The organism is Mediterranea massiliensis (assembly GCF_900128475.1).
Classification (GTDB): Bacteria; Bacteroidota; Bacteroidia; order Bacteroidales; family Bacteroidaceae; genus Bacteroides; species Bacteroides massiliensis_E.
The window spans coordinates 616,709-643,694 of record NZ_LT635836.1 but is presented as its reverse complement, the minus strand read 5'-3'; the positions used below and the strand labels follow the sequence as shown (position 1 = coordinate 643,694).

Here is a 26,986-nt window from a genome sequence, read left to right as displayed (position 1 = left end):
GTCACGCTTTCGGGCGCAGCCGGGCCAGGTAGTCGTAGTGCTTGCCCTCCTTGGCGAGTTCGGCCGTGAAGCCGTTCTGTGCGGCATAGAGGGAAAGGGTCTGGAAGTCGATGTAGAGCCAGTCGAACGGGTCGCCTTCCACCTGCTTGTATTGCATCCGGAAGTCCACTTCGCCGTAATAGTCGCCTGCGATGTCGATGACGAAACTGCCGTCCTCGTCTTCGTACAGGTAGCGCAGGTCGCTGGAGTCCATCAGGATGCTGCCGCCCGGGCGGAGCAGCTGTTTGGCCTTGCGGAAGAAGGCGGGCAGGTTCTCCAGGCGGCCGATGATGCCGGAACCGTTCATCAGCATGAGGAGGGTGTCGTAGGCCCCGCAGAAGCTGTCGCTGAAGAGGTTGGCCTGCACGGCTTGCCCCACTCCCCGCCGGCGCATGGCTTCCACCGAGAGCGGGGAGATGTCGATGGCTTCCACTTCCTTGCCTGCCGCCTGCAGGGCCAGGCTGTGGCAACCGCTTCCGGCTCCCACGTCGAGGATGCGGCCGGAGGCCAGTTGCAGGGCGGTCCGTTCCAGTGGAGACATCTGCTTCCCGGTGCGGAACAGGGTGCGGACGGGTATCTCATCCTCGTCGAACTGGGAGGAGAACACACGCAGCTTGTCGGCTTTCCCGTGTTCCAGGTAGTCGAGGATGGCGGCCCCCATGGGGTCTTTGTCGGCTGTCAGCAGGTCGGTCTGTATCATTTCTTATGTCGGTTGGCCCGCTTGCGGCGGATTTCAGCTTTCATCTTGGCGGCTCCCGAGTTGTGGAGGCCGGTGATGTAGGTTTTCTTCTTGGCTTTGGTCTTCACTTTGGCTTCGCCTTTCGGCTTTTCTTTCTTGCCTTTGAAAACGATGCCGCCCATCATGGCGTCTTCTATGCTCATAGGTCTGGATGTTTGGAGGTGAAAAATAAAGTTATCGGGCGGGGAGGATTTCTATCCAGTAGTCGTCCGGGTCGTTGATGAAGTAGAGGCCCATGGCGGTGTTCTCGAAGCACACCCAGCCGTTCTCCTTGTGGTATTGGCGGATGGCGTCGTAGTCGCCGCTGACGCGGAAGCACAGGTGGCTTTCGTTCTCGCCCAGTTCGTAGGGCTGGGTATGGTCTTTCAGACAGGTGAGCTCCAGCAGGAAGGGGCTGCATCCGTCGGTCAGGTAGACGAGGGTGAACGAGCCGTCGGCAGCTTCCTTGCGGTGGTCTTCCTTCAGCCCCAGGGCTTTTTCGTAGAACGTGATGCTGCGTTCGAGATTGGTGACGTTGATGTTGAAATGGTCGAATTTGCTTTTGATTTCCATAATTGGTTTTGAATAAGTGCTTGTAGGGTATATGGAACCACAGATTACCCGGATTGTCACAGATTGTTTTTACTTGTTCATTAATTTATCATCTGTGGGAATCTGTGTAATCTGTGGTGCTTCATATCTCTCTTGGGTTTATTTTATCTGTGCCTTCACGATTTCGCCGATGTACATGCGGGGCTGGCCTTCCAGCGGTTCCTGCGAGGGCAGTTTCTTGCATTCCAGTACGACGGTGGGTTCCTGCTGTCTGTTGGGGTAGAAGCGAACGGTGTAGGTCTCGGCCCGGTCGAGCAGCTCGTGAGCCTGGTCGGGTGAGAGGAAGGTGTAGATGACAGCCTTGCCCGACATCTGGCCCAGCGAGCCTCCGGCGTTGGCGGTCATCATGGTCTGGTTGAAGGCGTCGGTACCGATGACAATCACCAGTTTGCCGGCTCCAATCTGGATGGCGTCGGCGGGCACCTGGTCGGGGGCCACTTCCTTGTAGGCCGTCTGCTGGGGAGCCGGGGCGGCAGGCTGCTGCTGTACTTCGGCCGCAGTGGCAGGAGCTTCAGCCGGAACTTCTACGACCTGCTTCTTGGCTTCGATGACCGTCGGGCCGGCGTTGACGATGGCTTTGCTTTCTGTCTTTTCTTCGTCCTTGCCGTCATCCTCGTTGTCGCTCTTCACCGTAATCTGGTCGATGCTGGCGGCACTCAGGGCTTCGGTCACTTCCGTGCAGAGGGCGTCGGCAAAGTCTACCGTCTTTCTGCGCCATTTGGCCAGTCCCAATACCAGCTTGGTCTGGCTTTTGTTCAGGGCATATTGGTCGGTAATCCATTCCTCGGCTACATATTTTTCCTGGTCGCGGCCTTCGCGGTAGGTGTAGCGTATCTTTTCGATGCGGAACTCGCACTTCTCGGGCTGGCAGAAGGCGCTGAGCTGGTAGGTGATGCGGGTACGGTCCAGCGAGAGGGCACTGGAGGCGAATACAATCCACTCTTCGCCCATGCCGACTATCTGCCCCTTTTCCTTGTTGGTATAGACGACGCGGCTGGTTTCGTTCTGATTCTTCTTCAGGCGGAGCTCCATCCACTTCTTCATGCGTTCGAAGATTTCGTCCTGCGACATGCCGGGGATGCTGAATTCCTTGCTGAAGACCACTTTGCCGTCTTCTTCGGGAACGGCTCCGGCCAGATACTTGCTGTCGTCGCGCTTCTGGGCCTGGAGCACGGCGGGCAGGCACAGGCAGAAGAGTACGAACAGGATTTGTGTCATTCTTTTCATTGTGTACATATATTTTTAGTTAGATGTCAAAACGTTGGCCCCGCCGGTCGATGGCGAGGAAGCGGCAGCCGTTGGCTTCGGCCTGGGCACGGAAGGCGTTGCCGCCTTCGTAGTCTTCGCTGAAGTGCATGGGGACAAAGATGCGGGTCTTGATCCGTTCGACGAACTGCAGGGGGCCGCGCATGTAGTCACGACCCATCCGGCGGTCTACGGGGAAGAGGGCGACGTCGACGGCAGGGGCGACTTGCTGCAGGTCGCGGACTTCGGCCAGAAAGTCGCCTTCGGCCTTGCGGATTTCCTGCGGGGTGGACTCTTCGCTCCAGTGCCAGTTGTTGAGGTCGCCGGCATGGAAGAGGCGGATGCCCTGCAGGTCGAGGAGGAAGGACACTCCCACGTCGGTAGAGCCGAAGGCCTGGATGCGGAGGCGGTCGTCTTCGTAGATACCACCTTTATTTATATAGAAGGCATCGTCGGCCGAGGCGCGGCGGTGCTTCAGAATGTCTTTGGAGAAGATGTAACGGATGTCAGGCCGCTGGTCGCGCCAGCGGAGCACTTCGGGGTTGAAGTGGTCCGGGTGGAAATGGGAGGAGAGGACGTAGAGTGCGCCCGGCCGTCCCAACAGATGATCGCGGACCAAGCCTTGCCCCGGCTCGTCCGACGAGTCTTTCCAATAGTCGATGAGGACGGTCACTTCGTCTGCTTCAATGGCGAAGCCGCTGTGGTATATGTAGTCCAGTTTCATGCTTTCTTCTTCGTTGCGATTGCAATATTACGAAAAAGTGGGCGAAACTCCGCTGCGGGTCGTATATTTTATTGATTTTTTTGAAAGCATGGGAAGAGGCAAAGCTGTATCGGATAAGAGGGGCTATGTTAACTCTCCTCCTTCCGGAAGGAGGAGAGTTTTTCAGATACTTTTGTCTGGATACGCCTTCACTGCCGTACGCCTCAGAGCTTCACCTCGTTTTCCAGCGCCTTGCCCTGCGTGAAGTCCCTGACGTTCTGCAGGGTGGTGGTGGCGATGTTGCTCAGCGCCTCCTGCGTGAAGTAGGCCTGGTGGGAGGTGACGATGACGTTGTTGAACGACAGCAGACGGGCCAGCGTGTCGTCGTCGATGATCTTGTCCGAGCGGTCTTCGTAGAAGTACTGGCTCTCTTCCTCGTAGACGTCCAGTCCGGCCGAGCCTATCTTCTTGTTCTTCAGCCCTTCGATGAGGGCGTTGGTGTGGATCAGCTGTCCGCGGCCGGTGTTGATGATCATCACGCCGTCCTTCATCTTGCTGATGGAGTAGTCGTTGATGAGGTACTTCGTTTGCTCCGTCAGCGGGCAGTGCAGGGAGATGATGTCCGAGCTGTGGTAGAGCTCGTCGAGCGTGGTGTAGACCACCTGGTTCTCGCGGGCGAAGTTGTAGTCGGGATAGAGGTCGTAGGCCAGGATGTTCATGCCGAAGCCGCGCAGGATGCTGATGAGCTTCTTGGCAATCTTGCCCGTGCCGATGATGCCGGCCGTCTTGCCGTGCATGTCGAAGCCCAGCAGGCCGTGCAGGGAGAAGTTGCCCTCGCGTGTGCGCCATGCGGCACGGTGTATCTTGCGGTTGAGCGAGAGCATCAGGGCTACGGTATATTCGGCCACGGCGTAGGGCGAGTAGGCGGGTACGCGCACCACGGTGATGCCACACTCGGCGGCGGCCTTGAGGTCGACGTTGTTGTAGCCCGCGCAGCGCAGGGCCAGCAGCTTGACGCCGTTCCGGGCCATGAGGTGGAGGACTTCGGCGTTGGCCGTGTCGTTCACGAAGATGCACACCACGTCCACGCCTTGCGTCAGTATGACGTTGTTCTTGTTCAAGTGTCCCTTGTAGAAGCGGAGTTCGAAGCCGAAATCCTGGTTCTTTTCGTTGAAGGAAGCCTCGTCATAGGGCTTCGAACCGAAGAATGCGATGGTTGTTGCCATGGTTCATTGAGTTTTAGTTGGGTTGATTTCTGTTCTTTGTTATACAATAACAAACCTTGTACCGAAAATGTTTGCAGAAGAACGATTGGACGCGGATGAATGACAAAAAGATAGCAATCGGCCGTTTTGGCTGACAGCGGCTTCGGACGAAAACGGCCGGATAGAGCGGAAAAAGGGGAAAACAGCCGCTCAAAACCCGTCGGAAAGCCGCTTTGGGCAGGGCAAACCGCTGCTTTTCCCTCGTCAAATCGTATGTTTCCTGCGGGGAAAAGCACTGTTTTCTCTCGTTAAGTCGTGTGTTTCGTGTGGGAAAAGGGTGGGTTTCGGCTGGAAAAGCTATCGCTTCCGCTTCGCGACCTCGTTTTTTCACTCTTTCCCCTTCTATTTCAAATGTAAGGATTTTGCTATCCGATTGTGCATCAGATGATAACGTGCTTCCTGCTTCGTTCTTTCGGACCGGCTCGTCCTTTGGGCCGAAAGAAGCGATTCTCAGGCGATAGGAAAAGCAAAGTGTCACTTCTTGACAGAATGTCAAGGCTGCCTGTAAGTGGTTTCAGAGGGGAAAATGAACGTTTCCGTCTTTCTGTTTGTTTCATCGGAAACAGTTTTGTTTTTCAATTATCGGGAGGCGTTTCCGCTGGAAATTTGCACAAAGCTATTGCCGGTGTGCAATTTTATTGTACCTTTGCGCCCGAAATCAATAAAAAAACGAAGAGATGAGAAAAAACTTGTTCATCAGCACAGCGCTGCTGATGGTTTCTATCCCAACTTTCGCAGGAGGTTTCCTGACTAACACCAATCAGAATGTTTTGTTTCTGCGCATGCTGGCGCGCGACGCTTCGACCCGCATCGACGCCGTCTACTCCAATCCCGCCGGACTGGCCTTCATCGAGGGCGGCGACGGTCTGCATCTGTCACTGAACATCCAGAGCGCCTATCAGACGCGTCAGATAACGTCCACCTTCGCGCCCTTTGCCTACGGCGTGCAGAATGGCGGCAATGCCACCAAGCTGTTCAAGGGCGAGGCTTCGGCTCCCGTCATCCCCAGCTTCCAGGCGGCCTACAAGAACGGCGACTGGGTGTTCTCGGGCAGCTTTGCCGTGACGGGCGGTGGCGGTAAGGCGACGTTCAACAGCGGTCTGGCCTCGTTCGAGTCCATCATCTCCATGCTCCCCGTCTTTGGTCAGAGCCTGGGTATCAACCGCTACAACGTGGACAGCTACATGGAGGGCAGCCAGTTCTTCTACGGCGTGCAGCTGGGCGTCACCTACAAAATCAACGAGCACTTCTCGGCTTTCGTGGGCGGACGCATGAACTACGTGAGCAACAACTATACAGGCTACCTGCGCGACATCCAGATCAATATGCCGGGTACGGAGAATATGGTGCCGGCTTCGGATGCCTTCAAGGCCATGGCAGGCATGGTGTCCGACGAGTCCCAGAAAGCCCTGCTCGCCAAGCTGGCCGACGCGACCGCCGACAAGGAGCTGGACTGCGACCAGAAGGGTTGGGGACTGACGCCCATCATCGGCCTCGACTTCAATTACAACAAACTGAACGTCGGCGTGAAGTATGAGTTCAACACCAACCTGAATGTGGAGAACGACACGCGCATCAACACTACCGGCTTCCCTGCCTACGACCACGGCATCAACACGCCGAACGACATCCCCGGCCTGCTGACCGTCGGCGTGTCCTACGACCTGCTGCCCACGCTCCGTGCTTCCGTGGGCTACCACCACTTCTTCGACAAGCAGGCCGACATGGCCGACGACAAACAGAAGCTGCTCTCCTCCGGCACAAACGAATACCTGGCCGGCATCGAGTGGGACGTGCACAAGCGCATACAGATTAGCGGCGGCATGCAGCGCACCAAGTATGGCCTGACGGACGACTACATGGAAGACATCAGCTTCGTCACCAGTTCCTGGTCGTTCGGCTTCGGCGCGGGCATCAAGCTGGCCAAGAACTTGAACCTCAACATCGCCTACTTCTGGACCAACTACGAAGACTATACCCGCAACAGCAGCGACTACAACAACATGGCTCAGAAGCTGCAGAACATCGGCCTGCCCGAGTCCGTGGCTTCCCAGCTGCCCAAGCTGGCCGGTACCGACGTGTTCACCCGCACGAACAAGGTCTTCGGCGTGGGCATCGACTATAAGTTCTGACATTCTTTTCCCCTTTTTTGTATTTACTCAGAGAGGCTGCCGACGCTTGTCGGCAGTCTTTTTTCTGCTTCCGCCTGTTGTCTGTTTGCTTGGAAAAGTCTATCTTTGCACCCGATTTCAAAAGGAAATGCCGCCTGAGGCGGCCGTGTATTCTAGGACAACCACGTAAAAAACAGGAGTATGAAGCAAAAAGTATCCGTATCTTTTATGCTGATGGGCATTGTGTTCAACGTATGCCTCATCGCAGCCAATCTTCTCGAAACCAAGGTCATCCAGCTGGGCAGCCTCACCGTTACTGCCGGATTGCTGGTCTTTCCCATATCCTACATCATCAACGACTGCATTGCCGAAGTCTGGGGCTTCCGCAAGGCGAGGCTCATCATCTGGAGCGGCTTTGTGATGAACTTCTTCGTCGTCACGTTGGGACTGATAGCCGTGTCGCTGCCTGCCGCTCCGTTTTGGGAGGGCGAGGAGCACTTCAACTTCGTCTTCGGCATGGCGCCGCGCATCGTGGCGGCCAGTCTGATGGCTTTTCTGGTCGGTTCCTTTCTGAATGCGTATGTGATGAGCCGCATGAAGATAGCCAGCCGCGGGCGGAACTTCTCCGTGCGTGCCATTTGGTCTACCGTTGTGGGCGAGACGGCCGATTCGCTCATCTTTTTCCCCGTGGCTTTCGGAGGTGTCATTGCCTGGCGTGAGCTGGTGGTGATGATGGGCTTGCAGATTTTGCTGAAGTCGGCCTACGAGGTGGTCATCCTGCCCGTCACCATCCGCGTGGTGAAGGCCGTGAAGCGCATCGACGGCAGCGATGTCTACGACGAGGGCATCTCCTACAAGGTGTGGAAGGTGAAGGAACTCTGAGTGTTCCTATCTGGGTAAATCTGCGTGATCGTGGCTGTTTTTCTTAAGAATATATTCTAAAATAATTATTGTATATGAACCGTGATACTGCTTTGGTTGTGTTCAGCGGAGGACAGGACTCAACCACCTGCCTTTTCTGGGCCAAACGTGAATTCAAGAAAGTAGTTGCCCTGAGCTTCCTCTACGGGCAGAAACATCAGAAGGAAGTGGAACTGGCGCGACAGATTGCCGCAAAGGCCGATGTCGGTTTCGATGTCATGGATGTGTCGTTCATCGGGAAGCTGGGCCACAATTCGCTGACCGACACGACGATGGTGATGGACCAGGTGAAGCCGGCCGACTCCTTCCCGAATACCTTTGTGCCGGGCCGCAACCTGTTCTTTCTGAGCATTGCCGCCGTCTATGCCCGCGAGCGGGGCATCAACCACCTGGTGACAGGTGTGTCGCAAACCGACTTCAGCGGTTATCCCGACTGCCGCGACGCCTTCATCAAGTCGCTCAACGTGACGCTCAACCTGGCTATGGACGAGCAGTTCGTCATCCACACCCCATTGATGTGGATTGACAAGGCCGAGACCTGGGCGCTGGCCGACGAACTGGGTGTACTCGATCTGGTTCGCCACGAGACGCTGACCTGCTACAACGGTATCCCCGGTGACGGGTGCGGACACTGTCCTGCCTGCAAGCTGCGCCGCGAAGGGCTGGAAAAATACCTGGCGAACAAAAACATGTACCTCAAAAAGAAACCTATTTAAACCATCCGAACAATGACAGAACTGAAAGACCAACTGACCCTGTTGGGTCGCAAGACCGAGTATAAGCAAGACTATGCTCCCGAAGTACTCGAAGCTTTCGACAACAAACATCCCGAGAACGATTACTGGGTGCGTTTCAACTGCCCCGAGTTCACCAGTCTGTGCCCCATCACCGGCCAGCCCGACTTTGCCGAGATACGCATCTCCTACATTCCCGATGTGAAGATGGTAGAGAGCAAGAGTCTCAAGCTTTACCTCTTCAGCTTCCGTAATCACGGTGCTTTTCACGAAGACTGTGTGAACATCATCATGAAGGATCTCATCCGCCTGATGAATCCCAAGTACATCGAAGTGACAGGCCTGTTCACTCCTCGTGGCGGTATCTCCATTTATCCGTATGCCAACTACGGCCGTCCCGGTACCAAATACGAGCGCATGGCCGAGCAGCGGCTGATGAGCCGGGAATAGTCTCCGCACCGACTGCCTGCCGCTCTCTCAGAGGGCGGCGGCAAGTTTGCGGACATTCGCCAGTCTCTCCAGAAAAGACTTGTTCGATTTGGCCTTTTGCATGTCGTAGTCGGCCTGTAGTCTGATCCAAATCTCTGCGTCAATGCCCAGTGCTGCTTCAAACAATAACGCATATTCGGTAGAAACAGAACGTTTTCCGTTCAGTATCTCGTTGAGTAATGTAGGTGAGATACCCATCTGTGCAGCAAGTTTCCGTTGGGACAGACCTCGATATTCTATTTCGTCCTTGATCATCTCGCCGGGATGAATGAGTTCCGATGAGGTCAGATTGTTAGCAATCATTTTGGGGTCAATGCCTTTCAGGGTTATCATATCGTTATTATTTATAATGGTTGGACAAATCTAATATATTGCATACGGTGATTATGGGCTCTTCTATGGTTTCGCGGACGGTAAATTCTATTCGATACTTATTATTCACGCGAATGGAAGAAATTCCTTCTTTATCTCCTTTCAGCAATTCATAATTCAAAGAGTTGATGGCTGCCAGCTTTTCAATGCTGGGAGCTGCTCTAAGATACTTGATACACTTTTGGTATCTCCTCACAATATCGGGCTGATAGCGATGTTTCTTGTCGCTGGTCGTCCCTTTTTCGTATAGTTCCTGCAAATAGGTTTCTTCAAATGTGACAGTCATGGCATTTCCTATTGTGCCTGCAAATGTATGGAATAATCCGTTTATTCACAAATAAGTGAACATATATTTGGCGGAATAATACAAAAAATGCCCTCCGCTGGCGGAGGGCATTCCCAAGTAAATCTATGGTCGGTGCAGGTTACCTGATGCGTCGGTAGCCGTATACGGCCAGGTCGCCGAGCTCTTCCTCGATGCGGAGCAGCTGGTTGTACTTGGCCATGCGGTCCGAACGGCTCAGGGAGCCGGTCTTTATCTGCCCGCTGTTCGTGGCTACGGCAATGTCGGCGATGGTAGCATCTTCCGTCTCGCCCGAGCGGTGGGAGGTGACGGTGGTGTAGCCGTGGCGGTGGGCCATCTCGATGGCATCGAGCGTTTCGCTCAGCGAGCCGATCTGGTTCACTTTGATGAGGATGGAGTTGGCACAGCCCATTTCAATGCCTTTGCGCAGAAATTCCACATTGGTCACGAAGAGGTCGTCACCCACCAGCTGGCAGCGGTGTCCGATGCGCTCGGTCAGTCGTTTCCAGCCTTCCCAGTCGTTCTCGCTCATACCGTCCTCAATGGAGTCGATGGGATACTTGTCGATAAGTTCCTCCAGGTAGGCTATCTGTTCGTCGGCGGTGCGTTTCTTGCCTTTGGCGCCTTCGAAGATGGTGTAGTCATATACGCCATCTTTATAGAACTCGCTGGAGGCGCAGTCCATGCCAATCTTTACATCCCGTCCCGGTTCGTAGCCGGCAGCACGGATGGCGGCCATGATGCTGTCCAGTGCGTCTTCCGTACCCTCCAGTGCGGGGGCAAAACCTCCCTCATCGCCTACGGCGGTGCTGAGGCCGCGGTCGTGGAGCACCTTCTTCAAGGCATGGAATACTTCGGCGCCCATGCGCAGGCCTTCACGGAAGGAGGGGGCACCTACGGGACGTATCATGAACTCCTGGAAGGCAATGGGCGCATCGCTGTGCGAGCCGCCGTTGATGATGTTCATCATGGGCACGGGCATCACGTACGTGTTCACACCGCCTATATACCTATATAAAGGAATGTCGAGCGCACAGGCGGCTGCCTTGGCCACGGCAAGCGACACGCCGAGGATGGCATTGGCACCCAGACGCGATTTGGTGGGCGTGCCGTCCAGTTGGAGCATCTTGTGGTCGATGGTCCGCTGTTCCAGTGCCGATAGGCCGATGAGGGCAGGGGCTATGATCTGATTCACATTCTCTACGGCTTTCAGCGTTCCCTTGCCGCCATAGCGGTGCTTGTCGCCGTCGCGCAGCTCCAGAGCCTCGTGTTCGCCAGTCGATGCGCCCGAAGGCACGGCGGCACGGCCCATGGCGCCGCATTCCAGCATTACGTCTACTTCTACAGTGGGGTTGCCGCGCGAGTCGAGTATCTCGCGGGCGGTGATTTTTTCTATTCTCATACTTTCCTTGTTTTGATGGTTTATTGTTCTGACGTTTCTTTTCAGATAACATTTTTCGGTGGCACAAAGTTCGGCGAAAGGACGTTTCTGTGCAATACCTACAATCGAGTATTTGGATGTGTGGGAAATACCAAAAACAGGCGATTGTGGGAAAAGTGATTTCTGCGGAACTTTGCAGCCGGAAATCAAGAGCAGAAAGAGATTGAAAACAACTACATTTACTTTATGGATGGCAGGTCTGATGTGCCTGCTGGGAATATCGGTGCTCCGGGCACAGGGGGCTCATGGCAGAAGACACGATGCAGGGAATCGTTGCCTCGTATCAGGTAAAATCACTTCTACGGAACAGGAAACGGTTGATTTCGCCACCGTCTATCTGAAGGGAACGTCCTATGGCGGCGCGACCGACGGTGAGGGACGCTTCCGCATCCATGCCCCCGCAGGCAAGTATACGTTGGTCGTTTCGGCCGTGGGCTACAAGACGGTGGAACGGCCTCTCACCTTGGATAAGGACGGTGCGCACGGTGTGGACATCACCATCACTCCCGACGTACAGCAACTGGAAGAGGTGACGGTCGTCTCTACGGGTGTGAGCCGTGTCAAACGTTCGGCCTTCAACGCCGTGGCGGTAGACACCCGCGAACTGCAGAATACCACCAAGAACCTGAGCGAGGCCTTGGCCAAGGCTCCGGGCATGAAGCTTCGCGAGTCGGGCGGGGTGGGTTCGGATATGCAGGTGATGATGGACGGATTCAGCGGCAAGCACGTCAAGGTGTTCATCGACGGCATCCCGCAGGAGGGCACAGGCAGCTCGTTCGGTCTGAACAACATCCCCGTGGGCTTTGCCGAACGCATTGAAGTATATAAAGGTGTGGTGCCCGTAGGTTTCGGTACCGATGCCATCGGCGGTGTCATCAACATCGTGACAAAAAAACAGCGCCGCCGCTGGTTTGCGGACGCTTCCTATTCCTACGGTTCGTTCAACACGCACAAGTCCAACGTTCGCTTCGGGCAGACCTTCCGCAATGGATTTACCTACGAGGTGAATGCCTTCCAGAACTATTCGGACAACGATTACCACGTCGACGCTCCTGTGCTGAACTTCGAGACAGGCAGCTTCAACGAGAAGGAGCTGGTACGCGTCCGCCGCTTCAACGACACGTATCACAACGAGGCCGTCGTCGCCAAGGCGGGCTTTGTGGACAAGCCGTGGGCCGACCGCCTGATGGTGGGCTTCATCTGGTCGCACATGTACAAGGACATACAGACGGGTGTCCGCCAGAAGACCGTCTTCGGCGAGAAGCATCGTTACGGCCATTCGCTCATCCCTTCGGTGGAGTACAGCAAGCGTAATCTGTTGTTGAAGGGACTCGACCTGACGTTGTCTGCCAACTATAACCGCAACGCCACCACCAATGTGGATACGGCCCACTACAAATACAACTGGCTGGGCGAACGCTACCCGCTGAACACGCCCGGCGAACAGTCGCGCCAGTACAGTCGTGCCGACAACGACAACTGGAACGCCACGGCCACGCTGAACTATCGCCTGGCCCGCATACATACGTTCACCCTGAACCACGTGCTCAGCACTTTCCACCGTGACAACACGTCGCTGCTGGCTGCCGAGGCACAGACCGACCCCATTGCCAAAGAAACGCGCAAGAACATCACCGGCCTCTCTTACCGCCTGATGCCGACCGATCGCTGGAACCTCTCCGCTTTTGGCAAGTACTACCGCCAGTATGTGGCCGGCCCCATGGCCGAAGACGACACCGGCAGCAACTATGTGCGCACCGACCGGACGGTCAGCTCCTGGGGCTATGGTGCGGCCGGCACTTACTTCGTGCTCGACGGTCTGCAGGCCAAGCTGTCTTACGAGCGTGCCTACCGCCTGCCTACCATCGAAGAGATGTTCGGCGACGAGGACCTGGAGAGCGGGCAGATCAGTCTGCGCCCCGAGAGCAGCCACAACGTGAACTTCAGTCTGAGTTACAGCAAGACCTGGGGCCGCCACTCCGTCTACGTGGAGGGCGGGCTGGTGTACCGCGACACGCACGACTACATCCAGCGCAACGTGCAGGACCTGAGCGGCGGCAAGGAGAACGCCACCTACATCAACTACGGGAACGTGCTGACCAAGGGCTACAACCTCTCTGCCCGCTACAGCTTGGGACGCTGGCTCAGCCTGGGCGGCAACTTCACCCAGATGGACGTGCGCGACAATGAACGCTACCAGATAGGCAGCACGGGCAACGCGGTAGAGAACTTGGGCCACCGCTCGCGTATGCCCAACGTGCCCTATCGTTTCGCCGACTTCGACGCCAACCTTTACTGGCACGACCTGGGCGGACGGGGCAATGTGCTGACACTGACCTATGACAACCAGTGGACGCATGCCTTTTCCTATTATTCCGAGGTCATCGGCAGCAGCAGTGACTACATCGTCCCCAACCAGTTTGCCCACAACCTCATGTTGAGCTACAGCCTGAAGGGCGGCCGTTACAACTTCTCTGTGGAGTGCCGTAACTTTACGGACGAGGACCTGTATGACAACTTCAGCCTTCAGAAGGCCGGACGGGCGTTCTACGGCAAGGTACGGGTATATTTCGGTGATTGATTACGCTCCGCAAAAAGTTTTGGCTGACTGAAAAAGAGCTAATTTATAAATATAAAATGAAAAGAAGAAGATGAAAAAGAACAAGAACTATTTACTGACAGGCCTCTTTGCCGCCACGCTGGCTGGTATGGCCTTGGCCTCCTGTTCGGAGGACGAACCGAATAACGGAGGCAACGGTGATGAAGCTGCCAAGGGAAACTACGTGATAGCCGCTACTGTGACCAGCAGCAGTACCGATACCTACGTGCTGCTGACTGTTCCCTCGCTCGACGAAGGCGAAGTGACTACCCAGGGCAATGGTCTGGTGAACGAAGGTGCCACTTATTGGGTATTCTATGGCAATCGGTATCTTTATGCCCTGAACTACCACCAGGGAGAGGCGGGTACCACACAGTCGTTTCAGATGGACGCCGTTGGTGCGCTGGAGAAACGTTCGCAGGAGTACTACGTCAATCGTTTCACCACCTACGGTCTCTACGACCGCTACATTATGACCACTTCCACAGGCGACGGTCCTTCGGAACTGAAAGACGAGAACGGCTATGTGCCCCAGTCGTTCTTGGCTTCGTATCTCGACGTGGAGAACCAGACCTAATACCAGTAATTCCGTCACCGTTTCGACACCTTTCCTTTCCGAGAACTTCCTGGGCAACGGCGAATATGTGACCTTGGCCGGGCTGGAGCAAGTGGGCTCGAAACTCTATGCCGCTGCTGTGCCCATGGGCCTCAGCCAATATGGTTGCATGCAGAAGAACGAGGACGGTAGTTACAAGTGGGTGCGTAGCGGCTATGAGGACCTTATCAAGACCGAGTCCGGCGGCAGTGGTAGTGGTTCATACGACAAGGACGAACTCCAGTGGACCCAGTATCCCGATGAATGCTGGATGGTCGTCTTCACCGACCAGACCTTGACAGAGTATAAGCTGATCAAAACTGACAAAATCAGTTACGCCTGCGGGCGCAACAAGTCGCAGTACTACCAGATGGATTGGCTGGCAGACGACGGTTACGTGTATGTCTTCTCGCCCTCGTATGCCAAGACCATGAAGGACGTCCGTCAGCAGACCACTCTGCCTGCCGGTGTGGTACGCATCAACACTACGACCGAAACCTTCGACGATGCCTACTACTACAATCTGGAGGAGAAGGCCGACGGCGCTTCCTTCCTGCGCAGCTGGTACATCGGGGGCGACTACTTCCTGTTGCTGATGTACGACAAGGCTATTACCGCTTCGGACAAGGTAGCGAACCGTTTGGCTGTGTTCAACGTTACTAATGGAAACTTGTCCTACGTCGGCGGACTGCCCGATGATGTCAGCGGCTTCGGCAACACGCCCTACATGGAGAACGGTTCGGCCTACATTGCCGTGACCACCGCTTCGGGCTATCCCGCCATCTACCGCATCGAACCGTCTACAGCCACGGCTACCAAGGGACTGGTCGTAAAGGCAACATCGCTCAACGGTGTGGGGCGGCTGGAAGCGGAATAAGGACTGAATTTTGTATCTTTGCGCTTTGAATAGAATAAGATTGTATGAAGAAAACAGTTAGAAACATACACCTGTGGCTGTCCGTACCCTTCGGACTCATCATCATGCTGACCTGCTTTTCGGGGGCCATGCTGGTGTTCGAGAAGGAGGTGACGCAGTGGCTGCGTCCCGAAGTGTTCCATGTAGACCCGCAGGGGCGTCAGCCGCTACCGATGGATGAGGTGGTCCGTCGGGTATCGGCTACGTTGCCCATAGATGTGCAGGTAACAGGTGTCACCGTCTTTCCTGACAAGGGAAAGGCTTGGCAGTTGCCGCTCTCGAAGCCGTCTCGCGCATCGGTCTATGTCGATCCCTATACGGGTGAGGTGACGGGGAGTGCGGAGCGTCTGCCTTTTTTCAGTACCATGTTCCGTCTGCACCGCTGGCTGCTGGACAGTCGTCCGTCGGGCGACGGTGTGTTTTGGGGTAAGGTCGTGGTGGGCGTCAGCACGCTGCTGTTTGTCTTCGTGCTTGTTTCCGGTGTCATTATCTGGTGGCCCCGTACACGGAAGGCGTTGAAGAATAGTCTCAAGATTGCCGTCCGCAAGGGTTGGCGTCGCTTCTGGTATGGCCTGCATGTGGCGGGTGGCATGTATGCCTTGCTGTTGCTGCTCGTCATGGCTCTGACAGGACTGACGTGGTCGTTCAGCTGGTATCAGACGGGATTTTATACCTTGTTCGGCGTGGAGATGAAGCCCAGCATGGGACATGGCAATGCGGCCATGAATGCCTCGTCCAAAGGAGGGGATGGCAAAAGACACGGCAAGAAGGAACATGCCGGTGCAGGGACATTCGAACGGTATGCCCACTGGCAGGAAGTGTACGATGCATTGGCAGCTTCTCATCCCGGTAGCCGTGAAATCAGTATCGCCGACGGTTCGGCCAGTGTCACGGCCAATCGTTTCGGCAATGTGCGGGGCGTGGACCGTTATCAGTTTGACCCTCGTACCGGCCGGTTGACCGGTAGCACGCTCTACCAGGATTTGGACGGTTCGGGCAAGATACGCGGCTGGATATATTCTGTACACGTGGGTAGTTGGGGTGGATTGCTGACCCGCATATTATGGTTCCTTGCTGCCTTGTTGGGAGCTACCTTGCCGCTGACAGGCTATTACTTGTGGATCAAGCGCATCGGGCGCAAACGCCCTGCTGCATAGGCGGATAAGGGAACAAAAACAATGGCGCGGGCTACACGCAGATGGAGCAGAAGCTCTTCTCTCGTGTAGCCCGCGTTATGTTTATGCCGTCGCAGGATTTAATGCTTCACACCCGACAGGATGGCATTGATGGCTTCCTCCGTTCCGTTGAAGGGACCGTGCGATTGCAGCTTGATGGTACACATGGCTGCGGCAAAGCAGCCGGCCTCTTCGTAGGATGCGCCTTGGCTGCGTTTGTACAGATAGCCGGCCATGTAGGTGTCGCCACATCCGGTAGCGTCTACTACCTGAAGGGTGGGGTAGGCGGGGATGTCGTAGAACTGTCCGCCGCTGTAGATGAGTGAACCTTTGTCGCCCAGCGTCAGCAGGACGGTCTTCACGCCCCAGTCTGCAATGAGCAGTGCCGCTTCGTGGGGTTCGCTGCATCCGGTCAGCACTTCCATTTCGCTCTCGTTGGCTTTCAGGGTGTGGATGTATTTCAGTGCCTCTTTCTTTTCTGCCCAGTCTACCGGATAGACTTTTTCGTTCTCCACCTTGCGGAGGAATCCCTGCACATCGGCAGCCAGTGTACTTTTGCTGGCCAGGTGTTTGATGACTTCCAGCGAGAAGTCATCGGCCAGCAGGGTACCTAGGTGGATGATGTCGGCCTGTACGTCCTTCAGGTCTTCGATGCAGAAAGGGTCGGCCTGCGCGGTGACCCGTTGACGGCGGTCGTTGGGATTGTCGCCATAGATATTTTCGAAACTGTGGGAATGGGCCGTGGGCACCAGCTTTACTTCGATACCTTCGTTGGTGATGTCATCGGCGGCAGCCCGGTCTTCTTCGGCCAGGGCAGTGACCAGCAGGAAGTCATCGGCCTGCAGGCGGCTGACGGCTTTGGCAAAATAGAAGGCCGTACCTCCTGGCATGTAGACGGTGTTGCCGGGCGTAACAATTTTGTCACGGGTAATGTACCCGATGCAGCATAATTTATGGTTCATTCTATTCTCTTCTCTTGTATTCGGGCTGCAAAGGTACACAATATTTAGATTAAGTCTTGAAAACCGGAGGACTTTGTTTCAGTTTTCAAGTGAAAAAACGTTTTCGGTGCCGGGATTGGAGCTCAATTGCTGGATGACAGAACGTCTGGACGGCGGTCGGTACGCGTCCGGTGGGGCTTGTCGTCGATGGAATGGTGTATAATCCTCATGCCGGCCGGAATGGCCTTGCCGGTTCGTGTGGCGGCGGGAGTTTCGCTACTGGGAAAGGCGCCGGTAGCCATGTGGACCAGTACGGGTTGCATCAGCAGGTCGTCCGCGGATCCCAGTTCGCCCAATGTACCTCCATAGCTTTCGGAAAGGGTAAAGTCCGGCTGAAGTCCTTCGGCATCATAATCCTGATAGCCTTCGGCATTGCTCAGGTAATAGGTGGTGAGCCATAGTTCGAGCAGGGGAGCCTGTTCGTCGGTGTATCGTGCCTGGGCCACGTTCTTGCCAAAGGTGGCGGTGCCTACCTGATACAGGTTGCCCGTCAGATAGGGGCGCAGGCAGTTGATGACAATCTCCGAAGCCGAGGCCGTATTACCCGACGTCAGGATGTACAGGTTGCGGTAAGTGAGGTTGCTTCCTCCGGGCAGAAGAGAAGCATCGAAGTTATAGCTTTCTACGGTGGCAATCTTGTCGTTGGGCGTCATGTAGAGCATGGGTTGTCCGAGGGCGGTGGAAGGGGCAAGCAGCGTGGCTACCAATTGGGCCGTCGAAACGTATCCTCCCGGATTGTAGCGCAGGTCAAGAATGATGTCGTCGGGGTGTGTCGAGGCCAGTTGGCTGTAAAGTGATTGCCATTGGCTGCCATCTTCCTCTCCGAATTCATTATAAAGGATATAGGCCGCCGTGCGGTTCCCACTGCTGATGAGGCTTGTCTTCAGCAGGTTCTGCATCTCGACGATGCGGGGGGCAGGCATCTGTACGGTGCCGGTTGTATCCATCTTGGTCAGTTCGGCATTGTACGTTCCCAAGGTAAACTTATGGGCTGTCGTGGGGCTACTGACATATTTTCCGTAGTCGTTCGAGCCTATTTTGATGCTGTCGGCACCGATAATGAGGTCTCCGCGTTTCAGTCCGACTTCCTCGGCTGGCGAGTCGGGCTGTGTGTAGAGCACCTGCAGGGCATAATCACCGTTTTCAGCCTGGAGCATGACCGCTTCGTAGCCGTAAGTGGGGACTTCGCTCAAGGTTCGGGTGGTGGAAGTAGTCTTTACCGAGTCGATATGCGAATAGAGTACTCCGTTTTTCTTGTCTTTCTCTGATGCGGCAGCATTCAGAAACTGTTCTGGCGTCATGAAGAAGTCCAGTTCCGATTCGGCGGGAAGGTCCTGGTAGAAGAGGTAGTAGTCCTGCATGGTCTGGTACATCCACGTCTTCGAACTGATAAGGGCATAATATTCTCCAGAACGGTCTTCTCCGCAGGAGGTGAGGGCTGTCAGTGCGGCAAGGCATGCAGCTGTCAGGTATGATAAGATATTTCGTTTCATCATTTGAAATCTACAGCTTGATATATGGCACAAAAGTACAGTTTTTCGTCCAATAAACATCTTTCTATGTCGGACAGTTGGCTCATTTATTCTTTTTTAGAACGGATGGGCAGTGAATCATGCGAGAGAAAAGCCTTTGGCAGACAGGATGTCCAGCAACGGATTACAGGTGCTCCTTGAACCAGCGGACCACTGTGTCTATGATGGCCGGTTGGAACCAGTACAAATCACCATGTCCGGCTCCTTCTACTTCGATATAGTCTGCTTGGTTGCCTTTCTCGGTCAGTGCACGGTAGAGCTGTTCGCTCTGTATGGGAGACACCAGCTTGTCTGCCGATCCGTGCATGATGAGGAATGGAGGCATTCCTTGTTTGATATGACCTATCGGACTGGCTTCCAAAGCCTTTTGAGGATCACTGAGTATGCTTTCGCCGGCGAAATCGGCAAAGGCAGGGCCGTGTATCAGCAAAGCTTCGGTAACGGCCGGTGATTTATGTACTTCCTGTATGGCTTCGGGATAGCCTTCACCAATATTCATCAAGTTGCTGATGCCATAGATGGTTACTGCTGCCTGTACGTCGGATGAAACCTCTGTGAAGTCGCCTGTATCGAATTGCTTCTCTCCATTGGTGGTTCCCATCATCTGGGCTACATAGCCTCCTGCCGAGTCGCCTATGACACCGATGCGTTGAGGGTCAATGCCGAACTTCCGGGCATGTGCCCGCAGGTATCGGACAGCGGCTTTGGCATCGTTAATCAATGCAGGATAGCGATCGGGGACTGTTCTGTATTCTGCAGCTGCCACTACAAAACCGGCTTTTGCCAAAGCCATGCGCATTTCAATGAATTTTTCGTGGTTGGCAGAAGTAAATCCGCCTCCCGGATAATAAACAATGGCAGGCTTGGCTTCCTGGGTTCGTGGAACAAGCAGGGTCATCTTGAGGGGGCGATTGGCATTGCGTAGGGTAACTTGGGAATAGATGATATTGCTGATGACATCAATCTGACCTTCGGTTATCTCCACTTTCATCTTTTTCTTGCCTGATTGTTCAGAGGCACGTGCGGCATTCGGCAGGTAGGCAATGGATAGAAGTCCGATCAACAGGCAGGCTGTTACATGCTTTTTTGTTTCCATATTCTGTTTATCTATATAGGTTTGTTTTGATAGTCAAGATTAACAAGAATGCTTAATCCGAGGAAATGTATAAAAATAAATAAAGAGGCTGTCTCAAAATCAATACTTCGGTAAATTTTTACCGATAAATTTAATTAAATAATAGAATCGGTGTTAGCCAGTTCAATATTATTAAAGAGATCATTGAAATACTGTCAAGAATGAATCGTTAAGGGGTAAGAAAAGTGATGAAAAATATATGATAAATAGCTGAAAATAAAGCATGAAAGTATTGCATAATTTGTTGATTATTAGTAAATTAGAAGTATCTCACCACTTTTAATTATGACCAAAGAATCACTCCTTATGCAATACCAATCCGAGTGCAGGAATGCTCTCGAATCAGTTGTAAATATAAGCAAATCTTTCCAGAAAGTATTCATGGATGCAATAAAATTGTTCATGGCCATACCTGACCGCATCAATTTCCTACAAATGGGACGATATGGATGTTTCTCAGAACAGACATACCGAAACAATTTTGAGAATGATGGCTTTGACTGGTTTTCCTTCAATGAAGCCATCATTAGAGAACACCTTAAAGGTGGTCGTAAGGCGATAGCCGTTGATCCGTCTTTCATTCCAAAATCAGGCAGCAAAACGCCATGGATTGGCTATTTCTGGTCCGGTTGTGCCGGTGAATACAAACGCGGACTGGAAATAACCGGTATTGGAGTTATAGACGTTGACAACCATGAATGTATGACTTTGGGTTCTGTACAGACACCTGACAACGCAACGCTGGAAAGCTGTGAGAAGAATCTTGTTGACTGGTACAGCTCTTACCTTATCAGCATACAGGAACAGCTGAAACGTATTTCTGGCACAGTCGTATGTGATGCGTTCTTTTCAAAGGCAACTTTCATCAAACCATTGTACGATAACGGTTTCCACGTAATAAGCCGTTTCAGGAATGATGCCGTATTGTTTTATCCCACCTTAGAAAATAGGACAGGAAAACGCGGACGTCCAAAATTACATGACGAGAAAATTGACTTTGAAAATCTGGACATCACAAGATGTACCGAGTACAAAGTGAACAAGGGTAAACTTTACGGACTGAAAGCATACTCCAAAGCGCTCAAACGCTTTGTGAGCCTGGCTGTATGGTATCCTATGGATGGAACGGACAAATGGCAGCTGTATTTCTCTACGGACGAAACACAGAACGCACAGGATGTTCTGGACTTTTACAGGACACGTTTCCAACTCGAATTTTGCTTTCGTGATGCCAAGCAATATGCCGGAATAACAAACTGTCAGTCTACAGACTTCAGGAAACTGGCATTTCACTTTAATGCATCACTTGCAGCGATAAACCTTGCCAAGGCTGCCTGTAAGAGGATGGGAATAAAATATTCCATATCATCATGCAAGTCAGTCATACACAATGCTTACATGCTTGAACGATTTATTCACGTGTCTGGGATTGAACCAGACACGCATTTAATTGACAGACTTTTCAAAGAACTCATTTTATTTACTGCCAAAGCCGCTTAGGCTAGGCTAATGGTTAACGAACTATTGTCAAAATAGAAATTCAAAAGTAATAATCTTACAGATTGAAACTTAGTAATAAAAAGCCTCCTGCTTTAGCCCTTATTTATTGCAATTATAGGACTAAAAGCAGGAGGTTTTTATGTTGTAGCTTATAAATTGTAAGTAAACTTATCTCTGTTTTTAATTTTGAGACAGCCTCTTTATTGTTTTCGCGGTGCGTACGGTAATCGTACCTGCCGCTTATAATATCTTTTTAATCAGTAACTTATGCGTAACCTAAAATTTAATGGTTACGACTTGGTTACGATTTCATCTTGTCAATTTTCGTAGCTTATGACACCACCGTGTCACCTTTCGATTGCGAGTGCAAAAGTACTACACATTTTTGAAACATGCAAGTTCTTGACAATATTTTTTTTCAGCCTTTTTTTCAAGTGCAAGGTGCGAGCCTATATATATAAATAGGCTTGCACCTTGCACTGAACTAATTTTGAACCTATTAACCTTACTCCTGACCGAAACGGATTGACCTCGCATTTTCCCGCAAAAAAATGCAGGAACAAAAAAATTATGGTGTAGTACACGTATAGTATACCATGCGGATTTTGACTTATCGGGAACTTTGCGGCAAACATTTCAATAATTAGGATTATGACAGAAGTTATCGTAATGGAAAGTGCCGCCTATCAAAAGATGATGGGGCAAATAGCGAAAATCGCTGAGTTCATTACCAAGAATGAACACAAGTTGCAGGATTGCGACTTTGACAACGATGTATGGCTGGACAGTCAAGAAGTGGCCGATATGCTCCATATCAGCACACGCACCCTGCAACGGTTAAGGAGCGACGGACTGGTAGAGTATTCGGTGTTCCGCCGCAAGTGCCTGTACAAGCTCTCAGAAATAGAGAAAAAGGTACGGGAAAAGGTTATCACGTGTGAACCGCACCTGATAGACGTTTACAAGAAGAACCGGTTGTTGGATATAACAAAGGACGAAGACAATGAATAAGGAGGATATTTTGCAGGCGACGGACAGGGGGCTTTCGGTGTTCAGACACTACCTGCCCGTGCCGTTCCGCATCGGTAAGAAGTTCCTGAATCCTTTATATAAGGATACGAAGGCATCGTGCAACGTATATTATGACCGGCGGCATTCGGTGTATAAGATGAAGGATTTCGGCAATGAGGAATATTCCGGGGACTGCTTCGAGTTGGTAGGGACAATGACGGGGCTGAGTTGCAGGAACGCGAAGGATTTCGTTGAAATCATGCGCATCATTGACCATGACCTGCATTTGGGGTTGGCAGACGGTTACGAAAATTGTGTGGACACATCTTCCGTTCAGGTAGTTTGTCCGCCCACGCCGGAACAGGTGATAAAGAAAATACGCCCGTATAATATCGTACCAAGGGCGTTCAATGAAACAGACCGGATATTTTGGAGCAAATCCAGAATCACGGAGCATACATTAAATAAATATAATGTACGGCCTCTGCATTCGTTCAGTTCCGTCAATCAGGAAGGGAAAAGCTATACCTTGACTGAAACGGCACAGGAACCGATGTATGGCTATGTAGGCAACAAATACATTAAAATCTACCGCCCGCGCTCGGAGATGCGTTTCCTCTATGCCGGAGATTTGGGCGACAATTACTGCTTCGGACTTGACCAATTATCCGCCAAAGGGGATTTGTTGTTTATCACAGGCGGTGAGAAAGACGTGATGAGCCTTGCGGCAAACGGATTCCATGCCATCTGTTTCAATTCGGAAACGACAGTCATCCCTACCTCTGTGCTGATGCTGCTCTCCTACCGGTTCAAACACATTGTCCTGCTGTATGATATGGACAAGACCGGTCTGGAAGTTTCCGCCAAACGGCAGGAAGAATTGAAGCCGTTTGCATTGAAACGCCTTTTGCTGCCACTGTCAGGAACAAAAGAAGAAAAGGATGTAACGGATTATTTTGCGTTGGGACACACGCACGACGATTTATTGAAATTGTTCTTAAACCATTTGGATTCATTATACAAGGAAGATATGTCAGCATTAAAATCATGCGAGTTGGATTTCAACAACCCGCCACCTGTGGCACAAATGATAGTATCGGTGAACGATGTGCCGCTGGGAACACAAGGGAACCTGCTCTGCATCACCGGCGGGGAGGGTACGGGGAAAAGCAACTATGTGGCCGCCCTGATTGCCGGTGCTGTGAAACCGGAAAACGCGGAGGGCATCGACACGCTGGGCGTTTCCATTGAAGGGAACCCGAAAGGCAAGGCGGTGCTGTTCTATGACACCGAACAGAGCGAGGTGCAACTATACAAGAACGTAAGTACCCTGCTGCGCCGTTGCGGGCGCGACACGATGCCGGAGTGGTTCAAGGCATACTGCCTGACGGGGATGAGCCGCAAGGAGCGGCTGAAGTCCATTGTGCTCAGCATGGACAAGTTCCATTACCAATACGGGGGCATCCATCTGGTGGTCATTGACGGCATCGCCGACCTGATACGCTGCGCCAACGACGAGGCGGAGAGCATCGCCGTCGTGGAGGAACTCTACCGGCTGGCGGGCATCTACAACACGTGCATCGTCACGGTGCTGCACTTCATCCCCAACGGGCTGAAGCTGCGCGGGCACTTGGGCAGCGAACTGCAACGCAAGGCTGCCGCCATCCTCTCCATCGAAAAGGACACGAAGCCCGCCGTTTCGGTGGTGAAAGCCCTGAAAGTACGGGACGGCAGCCCGCTGGATGTACCGCTCATGCAATTCGCATGGGACAAGGAGAAGGCGATGCACGCCTATCTGGGCGAGAAACCGAAAGAGGAAAAGGACAGGCGCAAGGAAGAGGAACTCGTGGCGGTAGCACGCGAACTGTTCAGCCGGAAACGCTTCATCGGCTACATGGAGCTTTCGGAAGAACTTCAGGCGGCGTTCGAGGTGAAGGAACGCACGGCCAAGAGCTACATCCGCTTCATGCGGGAAAAGGAAATCATTGTGAAATCACCCGACAGCCCGAACAGCTACATGCTGGGCGAGGTATAAAAGCACAGGAGGAACGGCCATGTTAGTGGACAAGACTGAATTTGAGGCGTGGATGGAGCGCATCATGGGTGAACTTTACCGCATATCGCGCAAGCTGGACAAGGCGGAGAACCGGCAGAAGCACCTGAACTACCTGAACGGGGAACGGCTGTACGACAACCAGGAGGTGTGCCAACTGCTGCGCATCAGCAAGCGCACGCTCCAGCGATACCGGAACAACGGGGCATTGAAATTCCATTCAATATACCACAAGACCTATTACAAGGAATCAGACCTGCACGAGTTCATCCGCAACAACTTCGACGAGAACGAAATCAAGCGTCAGGCACGGAAGGACAAGCTGTCGGAAACTTATCCGATGCCCGAAGAAATGGATGAAAACGGCGGGGAGAAAGAAACAGAAGAAAAAGAACTCTCAGATGATTGTGGATAATGCATCTTGGATGTTCATCGTTCAGGGATACTCTCTACCGCTGTGAAGCAGGAAGTTCCCGCTATTTAAGTTAAACAACCGGCTTCATTCTGTCGGGAGGACAGGGTGGAGCCATTTCTAATAAAATTCCAGTTTTGTGTCGTAAAAACAAGAATATTTCTTATCTTTGCACCGACAACCAAGGACATGGGATTATGATTATCACAAGAGAAGTACAGAAACGATTGGAAGATTTTCAGCCCGATTACGTGTTTACCTACCGGGACTTAAACTTGCCTGCCGAAACGAGCGAAAGCATCATTAAAATGCTGAATCGGCTGGCGGGTGAAGGCTACTTGGCTAAAATATCCAAAGGACGGTTCTACAAGCCTAAAAAGAGCGTGTTCGGAACGTTGAAACCCAGACAAGAAGAGTTGGTGAAGGATTTGTTGGAAAAGAACGGAAAGCGCATCGGATATTTGACCGGTTACTCCGTCTTTAATCGGTTAGGGCTTACTACACAAGTGCCCAACATCATCCAAATCGGCACAAACCAACGCAGGAACAAGAAACAACGGGATATATTCACCGTCTGCTTTGTCCTGCAACCTAACCCGATAACCAAAGACAATATTCCGCTCCTGCAATTATTGGATGCCATCCGCTTCATCAAGGAAATACCCGACACCACGATAGAGGCATCATACAGGCGCATAGCTTTTCTGGTAGGAGAACTTGGCAGGAGGGAGAAGGAAAAGATGGTTGCCTTGGCCGAGGCCTATCCGCCAATGGTACGCGCCTTGTTGGGAACCATCATCGAGAACGATTGCGGTATGGCGAAAGCGCAACCTTTATGGGATTCATTGAATCCAGTAACGGTCTATAAATTGGGAATAAATGAAGATACATTGCCTAATAAAAAGAAATGGAGGATTGAATGATACTGGAAAAACAACCTGAACTGTTAGCAGATGCAATACGCGCGGCTTCCGAATATTACCATATAGCACCGGTCTATATCGAAAAAGACTATTGGATAAGCAAGATATTGCAACAACTCTCCCGAAGCGTTTATATGGAGAACACGGTGTTCAAGGGCGGCACATCCTTGTCAAAAGGGTACGGATTGATTAACCGCTTCTCGGAAGATGTGGATGTGGCTGTACTCACGCAAAAGTTGAGCGGAAATCAGATAAAGACTTTGATTTCCAAGGTCTGCAAAGAAATGACCCAAGGCTTGCAGGAACAGGTTGTGCCTGAACTGACAAGTAAGGGTTCCCGTTATCGGAAAGCCTTGTACCAATATCCGGCAAGCGTCCATGACCCGTTGTTTGATTTTGTCGCCAACCGTGTAGTCGTGGAAATAAATTCGTTTGCCAATCCTTATCCATATGTCAGACGGCAAATAAAGAGCTTTATCACTTCCTACCTTGAAAATACAGGTATGGACTCTTTCATTGAAGAATATGACCTGCATCCGTTTGAACTGAACATTCTGGACAAACGGCGCACCTTGTGCGAGAAAGTCGTTTCGCTTCTCCGTTTCTCCTTTATGGATAATCCGGTGCAAGGATTAACCGGGAAAATCCGCCATTTCTATGATATCTATTTTCTGCTTGACGATAGGGAATGTATGGAATATGTGGAACAGGATTTCATTAAAGACCTGCAAGAACTGGCGGCGCATGACCGACAAATGTTTGACTCACCGGAAAAATGGAAACATACACCCATTAAAGAATCTCCCCTTCTTGGTTCATTCAATGAGCTATGGAAGCAATTGGGCGGATATTATGAACGGGAATTAAATTATCTGGCATATAGCCGGATACCTGATGCGAATCAAGTTGGAAAGAAATTGCATGATTTCATTTCGATAATTGAAAACAAGATATAATTTACAACATACAGGAATTTATGGCTCGACCGATTAAAGAAACGCCGGTAGTTACCGGTAAGGACGCTAAACGCTTTGCGGAGAAGATAGCTCACTTGAAACCTGAAAGCAAGGAAGAAAGGGAGGCGGCAAAGAAGGTTTATGCGAAGTTCAAGGCTCAATATACATTTTGGTGAAAAACATATAAAGAATGTATTGGCGAGATTTGAAATAGAAAACTTGGC

At 52.4% G+C, this 26,986-nt stretch carries 25 protein-coding genes and 1 pseudogene; 14 read left to right on the top strand and 12 right to left on the bottom strand.

The features are described from left to right. Position 1: 1 nt before the first annotated feature. The 6 genes from BQ7483_RS07465 to BQ7483_RS07440 form a co-directional block, all read right to left on the bottom strand. Complete coding sequence (locus tag BQ7483_RS07465; protein ID WP_083535675.1) at positions 2-739, bottom strand: class I SAM-dependent methyltransferase; 738 nt, start codon at positions 737-739, stop codon at positions 2-4. Continuing rightward, positions 736-921 (bottom strand): hypothetical protein, encoded by a 186-nt coding sequence (locus BQ7483_RS07460; protein WP_022019495.1) that lies wholly within the window; start codon positions 919-921, stop codon positions 736-738. The genes BQ7483_RS07465 and BQ7483_RS07460 overlap by 4 nt, the downstream gene beginning before the upstream one ends. Positions 922-952: 31 nt before the next feature. Beyond that, on the bottom strand, positions 953-1,330 hold the full coding sequence (locus BQ7483_RS07455; RefSeq protein ID WP_072545394.1) for a VOC family protein: 378 nt from the start codon (positions 1,328-1,330) through the stop codon (positions 953-955). A gap of 138 nt (positions 1,331-1,468) precedes the next feature. Then, the gene (locus BQ7483_RS07450; RefSeq protein WP_072545393.1) at positions 1,469-2,596 is read right to left on the bottom strand and encodes a DUF4468 domain-containing protein; all 1,128 of its coding nucleotides are present in this window, start codon (positions 2,594-2,596) and stop codon (positions 1,469-1,471) included. A gap of 19 nt (positions 2,597-2,615) precedes the next feature. Further along, positions 2,616-3,338 (bottom strand): MBL fold metallo-hydrolase, encoded by a 723-nt coding sequence (locus tag BQ7483_RS07445; RefSeq protein ID WP_072545392.1) that lies wholly within the window; start codon positions 3,336-3,338, stop codon positions 2,616-2,618. Positions 3,339-3,541: 203 nt separating this feature from the next. Continuing rightward, positions 3,542-4,543 (bottom strand): 2-hydroxyacid dehydrogenase, encoded by a 1,002-nt coding sequence (locus BQ7483_RS07440; RefSeq protein ID WP_072545391.1) that lies wholly within the window; start codon positions 4,541-4,543, stop codon positions 3,542-3,544. Positions 4,544-5,259: 716 nt separating this feature from the next. Here BQ7483_RS07440 and BQ7483_RS07435 point away from each other — a divergent pair. From BQ7483_RS07435 to queF, 4 genes are all read left to right on the top strand, one after another. Then, positions 5,260-6,714 (top strand): OmpP1/FadL family transporter, encoded by a 1,455-nt coding sequence (locus BQ7483_RS07435; RefSeq protein ID WP_072545390.1) that lies wholly within the window; start codon positions 5,260-5,262, stop codon positions 6,712-6,714. A gap of 180 nt (positions 6,715-6,894) precedes the next feature. Further along, positions 6,895-7,575 carry a queuosine precursor transporter gene (locus tag BQ7483_RS07430; RefSeq protein WP_072545389.1) on the top strand — a complete coding sequence of 227 codons (681 nt, stop codon included), beginning with the start codon at positions 6,895-6,897 and terminating at the stop codon, positions 7,573-7,575. A gap of 74 nt (positions 7,576-7,649) precedes the next feature. Then, positions 7,650-8,330, top strand: a complete 681-nt coding sequence (gene queC, locus BQ7483_RS07425) for a 7-cyano-7-deazaguanine synthase QueC (protein ID WP_072545388.1) — start codon at positions 7,650-7,652, stop codon at positions 8,328-8,330. A gap of 12 nt (positions 8,331-8,342) precedes the next feature. Next, a complete protein-coding gene (gene queF, locus BQ7483_RS07420) occupies positions 8,343-8,798 on the top strand; it encodes a preQ(1) synthase (protein ID WP_072545387.1) in 456 nt (151 codons plus the stop codon). Positions 8,799-8,825: 27 nt separating this feature from the next. On the opposite strand, the gene BQ7483_RS07415 is transcribed toward queF, so the two are convergent. The 3 genes from BQ7483_RS07415 to eno form a co-directional block, all read right to left on the bottom strand. Beyond that, positions 8,826-9,170 carry a HigA family addiction module antitoxin gene (locus BQ7483_RS07415; RefSeq protein ID WP_022019486.1) on the bottom strand — a complete coding sequence of 115 codons (345 nt, stop codon included), beginning with the start codon at positions 9,168-9,170 and terminating at the stop codon, positions 8,826-8,828. A 7-nt stretch (positions 9,171-9,177) separates the two neighbouring features. After that, entirely contained in the window at positions 9,178-9,495 is a 318-nt protein-coding gene (locus BQ7483_RS07410) for a type II toxin-antitoxin system RelE/ParE family toxin (protein ID WP_022019485.1), read from the bottom strand. A 139-nt stretch (positions 9,496-9,634) separates the two neighbouring features. Next, the gene (eno, locus tag BQ7483_RS07405) at positions 9,635-10,915 is read right to left on the bottom strand and encodes a phosphopyruvate hydratase (protein ID WP_022019484.1); all 1,281 of its coding nucleotides are present in this window, start codon (positions 10,913-10,915) and stop codon (positions 9,635-9,637) included. Positions 10,916-11,144: 229 nt separating this feature from the next. Between eno and BQ7483_RS07400 the strand changes: the two genes are divergently transcribed. The 3 genes and pseudogenes from BQ7483_RS07400 (at position 11,145) to BQ7483_RS07390 (ending at position 16,221) form a co-directional block, all read left to right on the top strand. After that, positions 11,145-13,535 carry a TonB-dependent receptor gene (locus tag BQ7483_RS07400; RefSeq protein ID WP_407657210.1) on the top strand — a complete coding sequence of 797 codons (2,391 nt, stop codon included), beginning with the start codon at positions 11,145-11,147 and terminating at the stop codon, positions 13,533-13,535. 70 nt (positions 13,536-13,605) lie between these two features. Continuing rightward, positions 13,606-15,025: pseudogene (locus tag BQ7483_RS07395) on the top strand (DUF4374 domain-containing protein). Between the two features lie 44 nt (positions 15,026-15,069). After that, positions 15,070-16,221: a PepSY-associated TM helix domain-containing protein gene (locus BQ7483_RS07390; RefSeq protein WP_022019481.1), complete on the top strand. Its 1,152-nt coding sequence runs from the start codon at positions 15,070-15,072 to the stop codon at positions 16,219-16,221. Positions 16,222-16,319: 98 nt separating this feature from the next. Here BQ7483_RS07390 and BQ7483_RS07385 read toward each other — a convergent pair whose 3' ends face one another. The 3 genes from BQ7483_RS07385 to BQ7483_RS07375 all read right to left on the bottom strand — a co-directional run bounded on the left by BQ7483_RS07385 (position 16,320) and on the right by BQ7483_RS07375 (position 19,868). Beyond that, a complete protein-coding gene (locus tag BQ7483_RS07385) occupies positions 16,320-17,201 on the bottom strand; it encodes a PfkB family carbohydrate kinase (protein WP_072545386.1) in 882 nt (293 codons plus the stop codon). A gap of 122 nt (positions 17,202-17,323) precedes the next feature. Next, complete coding sequence (locus BQ7483_RS07380) at positions 17,324-18,736, bottom strand: S41 family peptidase (RefSeq protein WP_022019479.1); 1,413 nt, start codon at positions 18,734-18,736, stop codon at positions 17,324-17,326. Positions 18,737-18,896: 160 nt separating this feature from the next. Continuing rightward, positions 18,897-19,868, bottom strand: a complete 972-nt coding sequence (locus BQ7483_RS07375; protein ID WP_022019478.1) for an alpha/beta hydrolase — start codon at positions 19,866-19,868, stop codon at positions 18,897-18,899. Positions 19,869-20,192: 324 nt separating this feature from the next. On the opposite strand from BQ7483_RS07375, the gene BQ7483_RS07370 reads away from it, so the two are divergent. The 7 genes from BQ7483_RS07370 to BQ7483_RS17890 all read left to right on the top strand — a co-directional run bounded on the left by BQ7483_RS07370 (position 20,193) and on the right by BQ7483_RS17890 (position 26,938). Next, on the top strand, positions 20,193-21,407 hold the full coding sequence (locus BQ7483_RS07370) for a transposase (protein WP_072545385.1): 1,215 nt from the start codon (positions 20,193-20,195) through the stop codon (positions 21,405-21,407). A 651-nt stretch (positions 21,408-22,058) separates the two neighbouring features. Continuing rightward, positions 22,059-22,418, top strand: coding sequence for a helix-turn-helix domain-containing protein (locus BQ7483_RS07365; protein WP_072545384.1), 360 nt, complete (start codon positions 22,059-22,061; stop codon positions 22,416-22,418). After that, positions 22,411-24,453: a bifunctional DNA primase/helicase gene (locus BQ7483_RS07360; RefSeq protein ID WP_072545383.1), complete on the top strand. Its 2,043-nt coding sequence runs from the start codon at positions 22,411-22,413 to the stop codon at positions 24,451-24,453. Before BQ7483_RS07365 ends, BQ7483_RS07360 begins: the two co-directional genes overlap by 8 nt. Positions 24,454-24,472: 19 nt before the next feature. Then, positions 24,473-24,886 (top strand): helix-turn-helix domain-containing protein, encoded by a 414-nt coding sequence (locus tag BQ7483_RS07355; RefSeq protein ID WP_072545382.1) that lies wholly within the window; start codon positions 24,473-24,475, stop codon positions 24,884-24,886. Between the two features lie 194 nt (positions 24,887-25,080). Further along, the gene (locus BQ7483_RS07350) at positions 25,081-25,806 is read left to right on the top strand and encodes a DUF6088 family protein (RefSeq protein ID WP_072545381.1); all 726 of its coding nucleotides are present in this window, start codon (positions 25,081-25,083) and stop codon (positions 25,804-25,806) included. Next, the gene (locus tag BQ7483_RS07345; RefSeq protein WP_072545380.1) at positions 25,803-26,762 is read left to right on the top strand and encodes a nucleotidyl transferase AbiEii/AbiGii toxin family protein; all 960 of its coding nucleotides are present in this window, start codon (positions 25,803-25,805) and stop codon (positions 26,760-26,762) included. The genes BQ7483_RS07350 and BQ7483_RS07345 overlap by 4 nt, the downstream gene beginning before the upstream one ends. Positions 26,763-26,782: 20 nt before the next feature. After that, positions 26,783-26,938, top strand: a complete 156-nt coding sequence (locus BQ7483_RS17890) for a hypothetical protein (protein ID WP_164488585.1) — start codon at positions 26,783-26,785, stop codon at positions 26,936-26,938. The last annotated feature ends 48 nt before the right edge of the window (positions 26,939-26,986 follow it).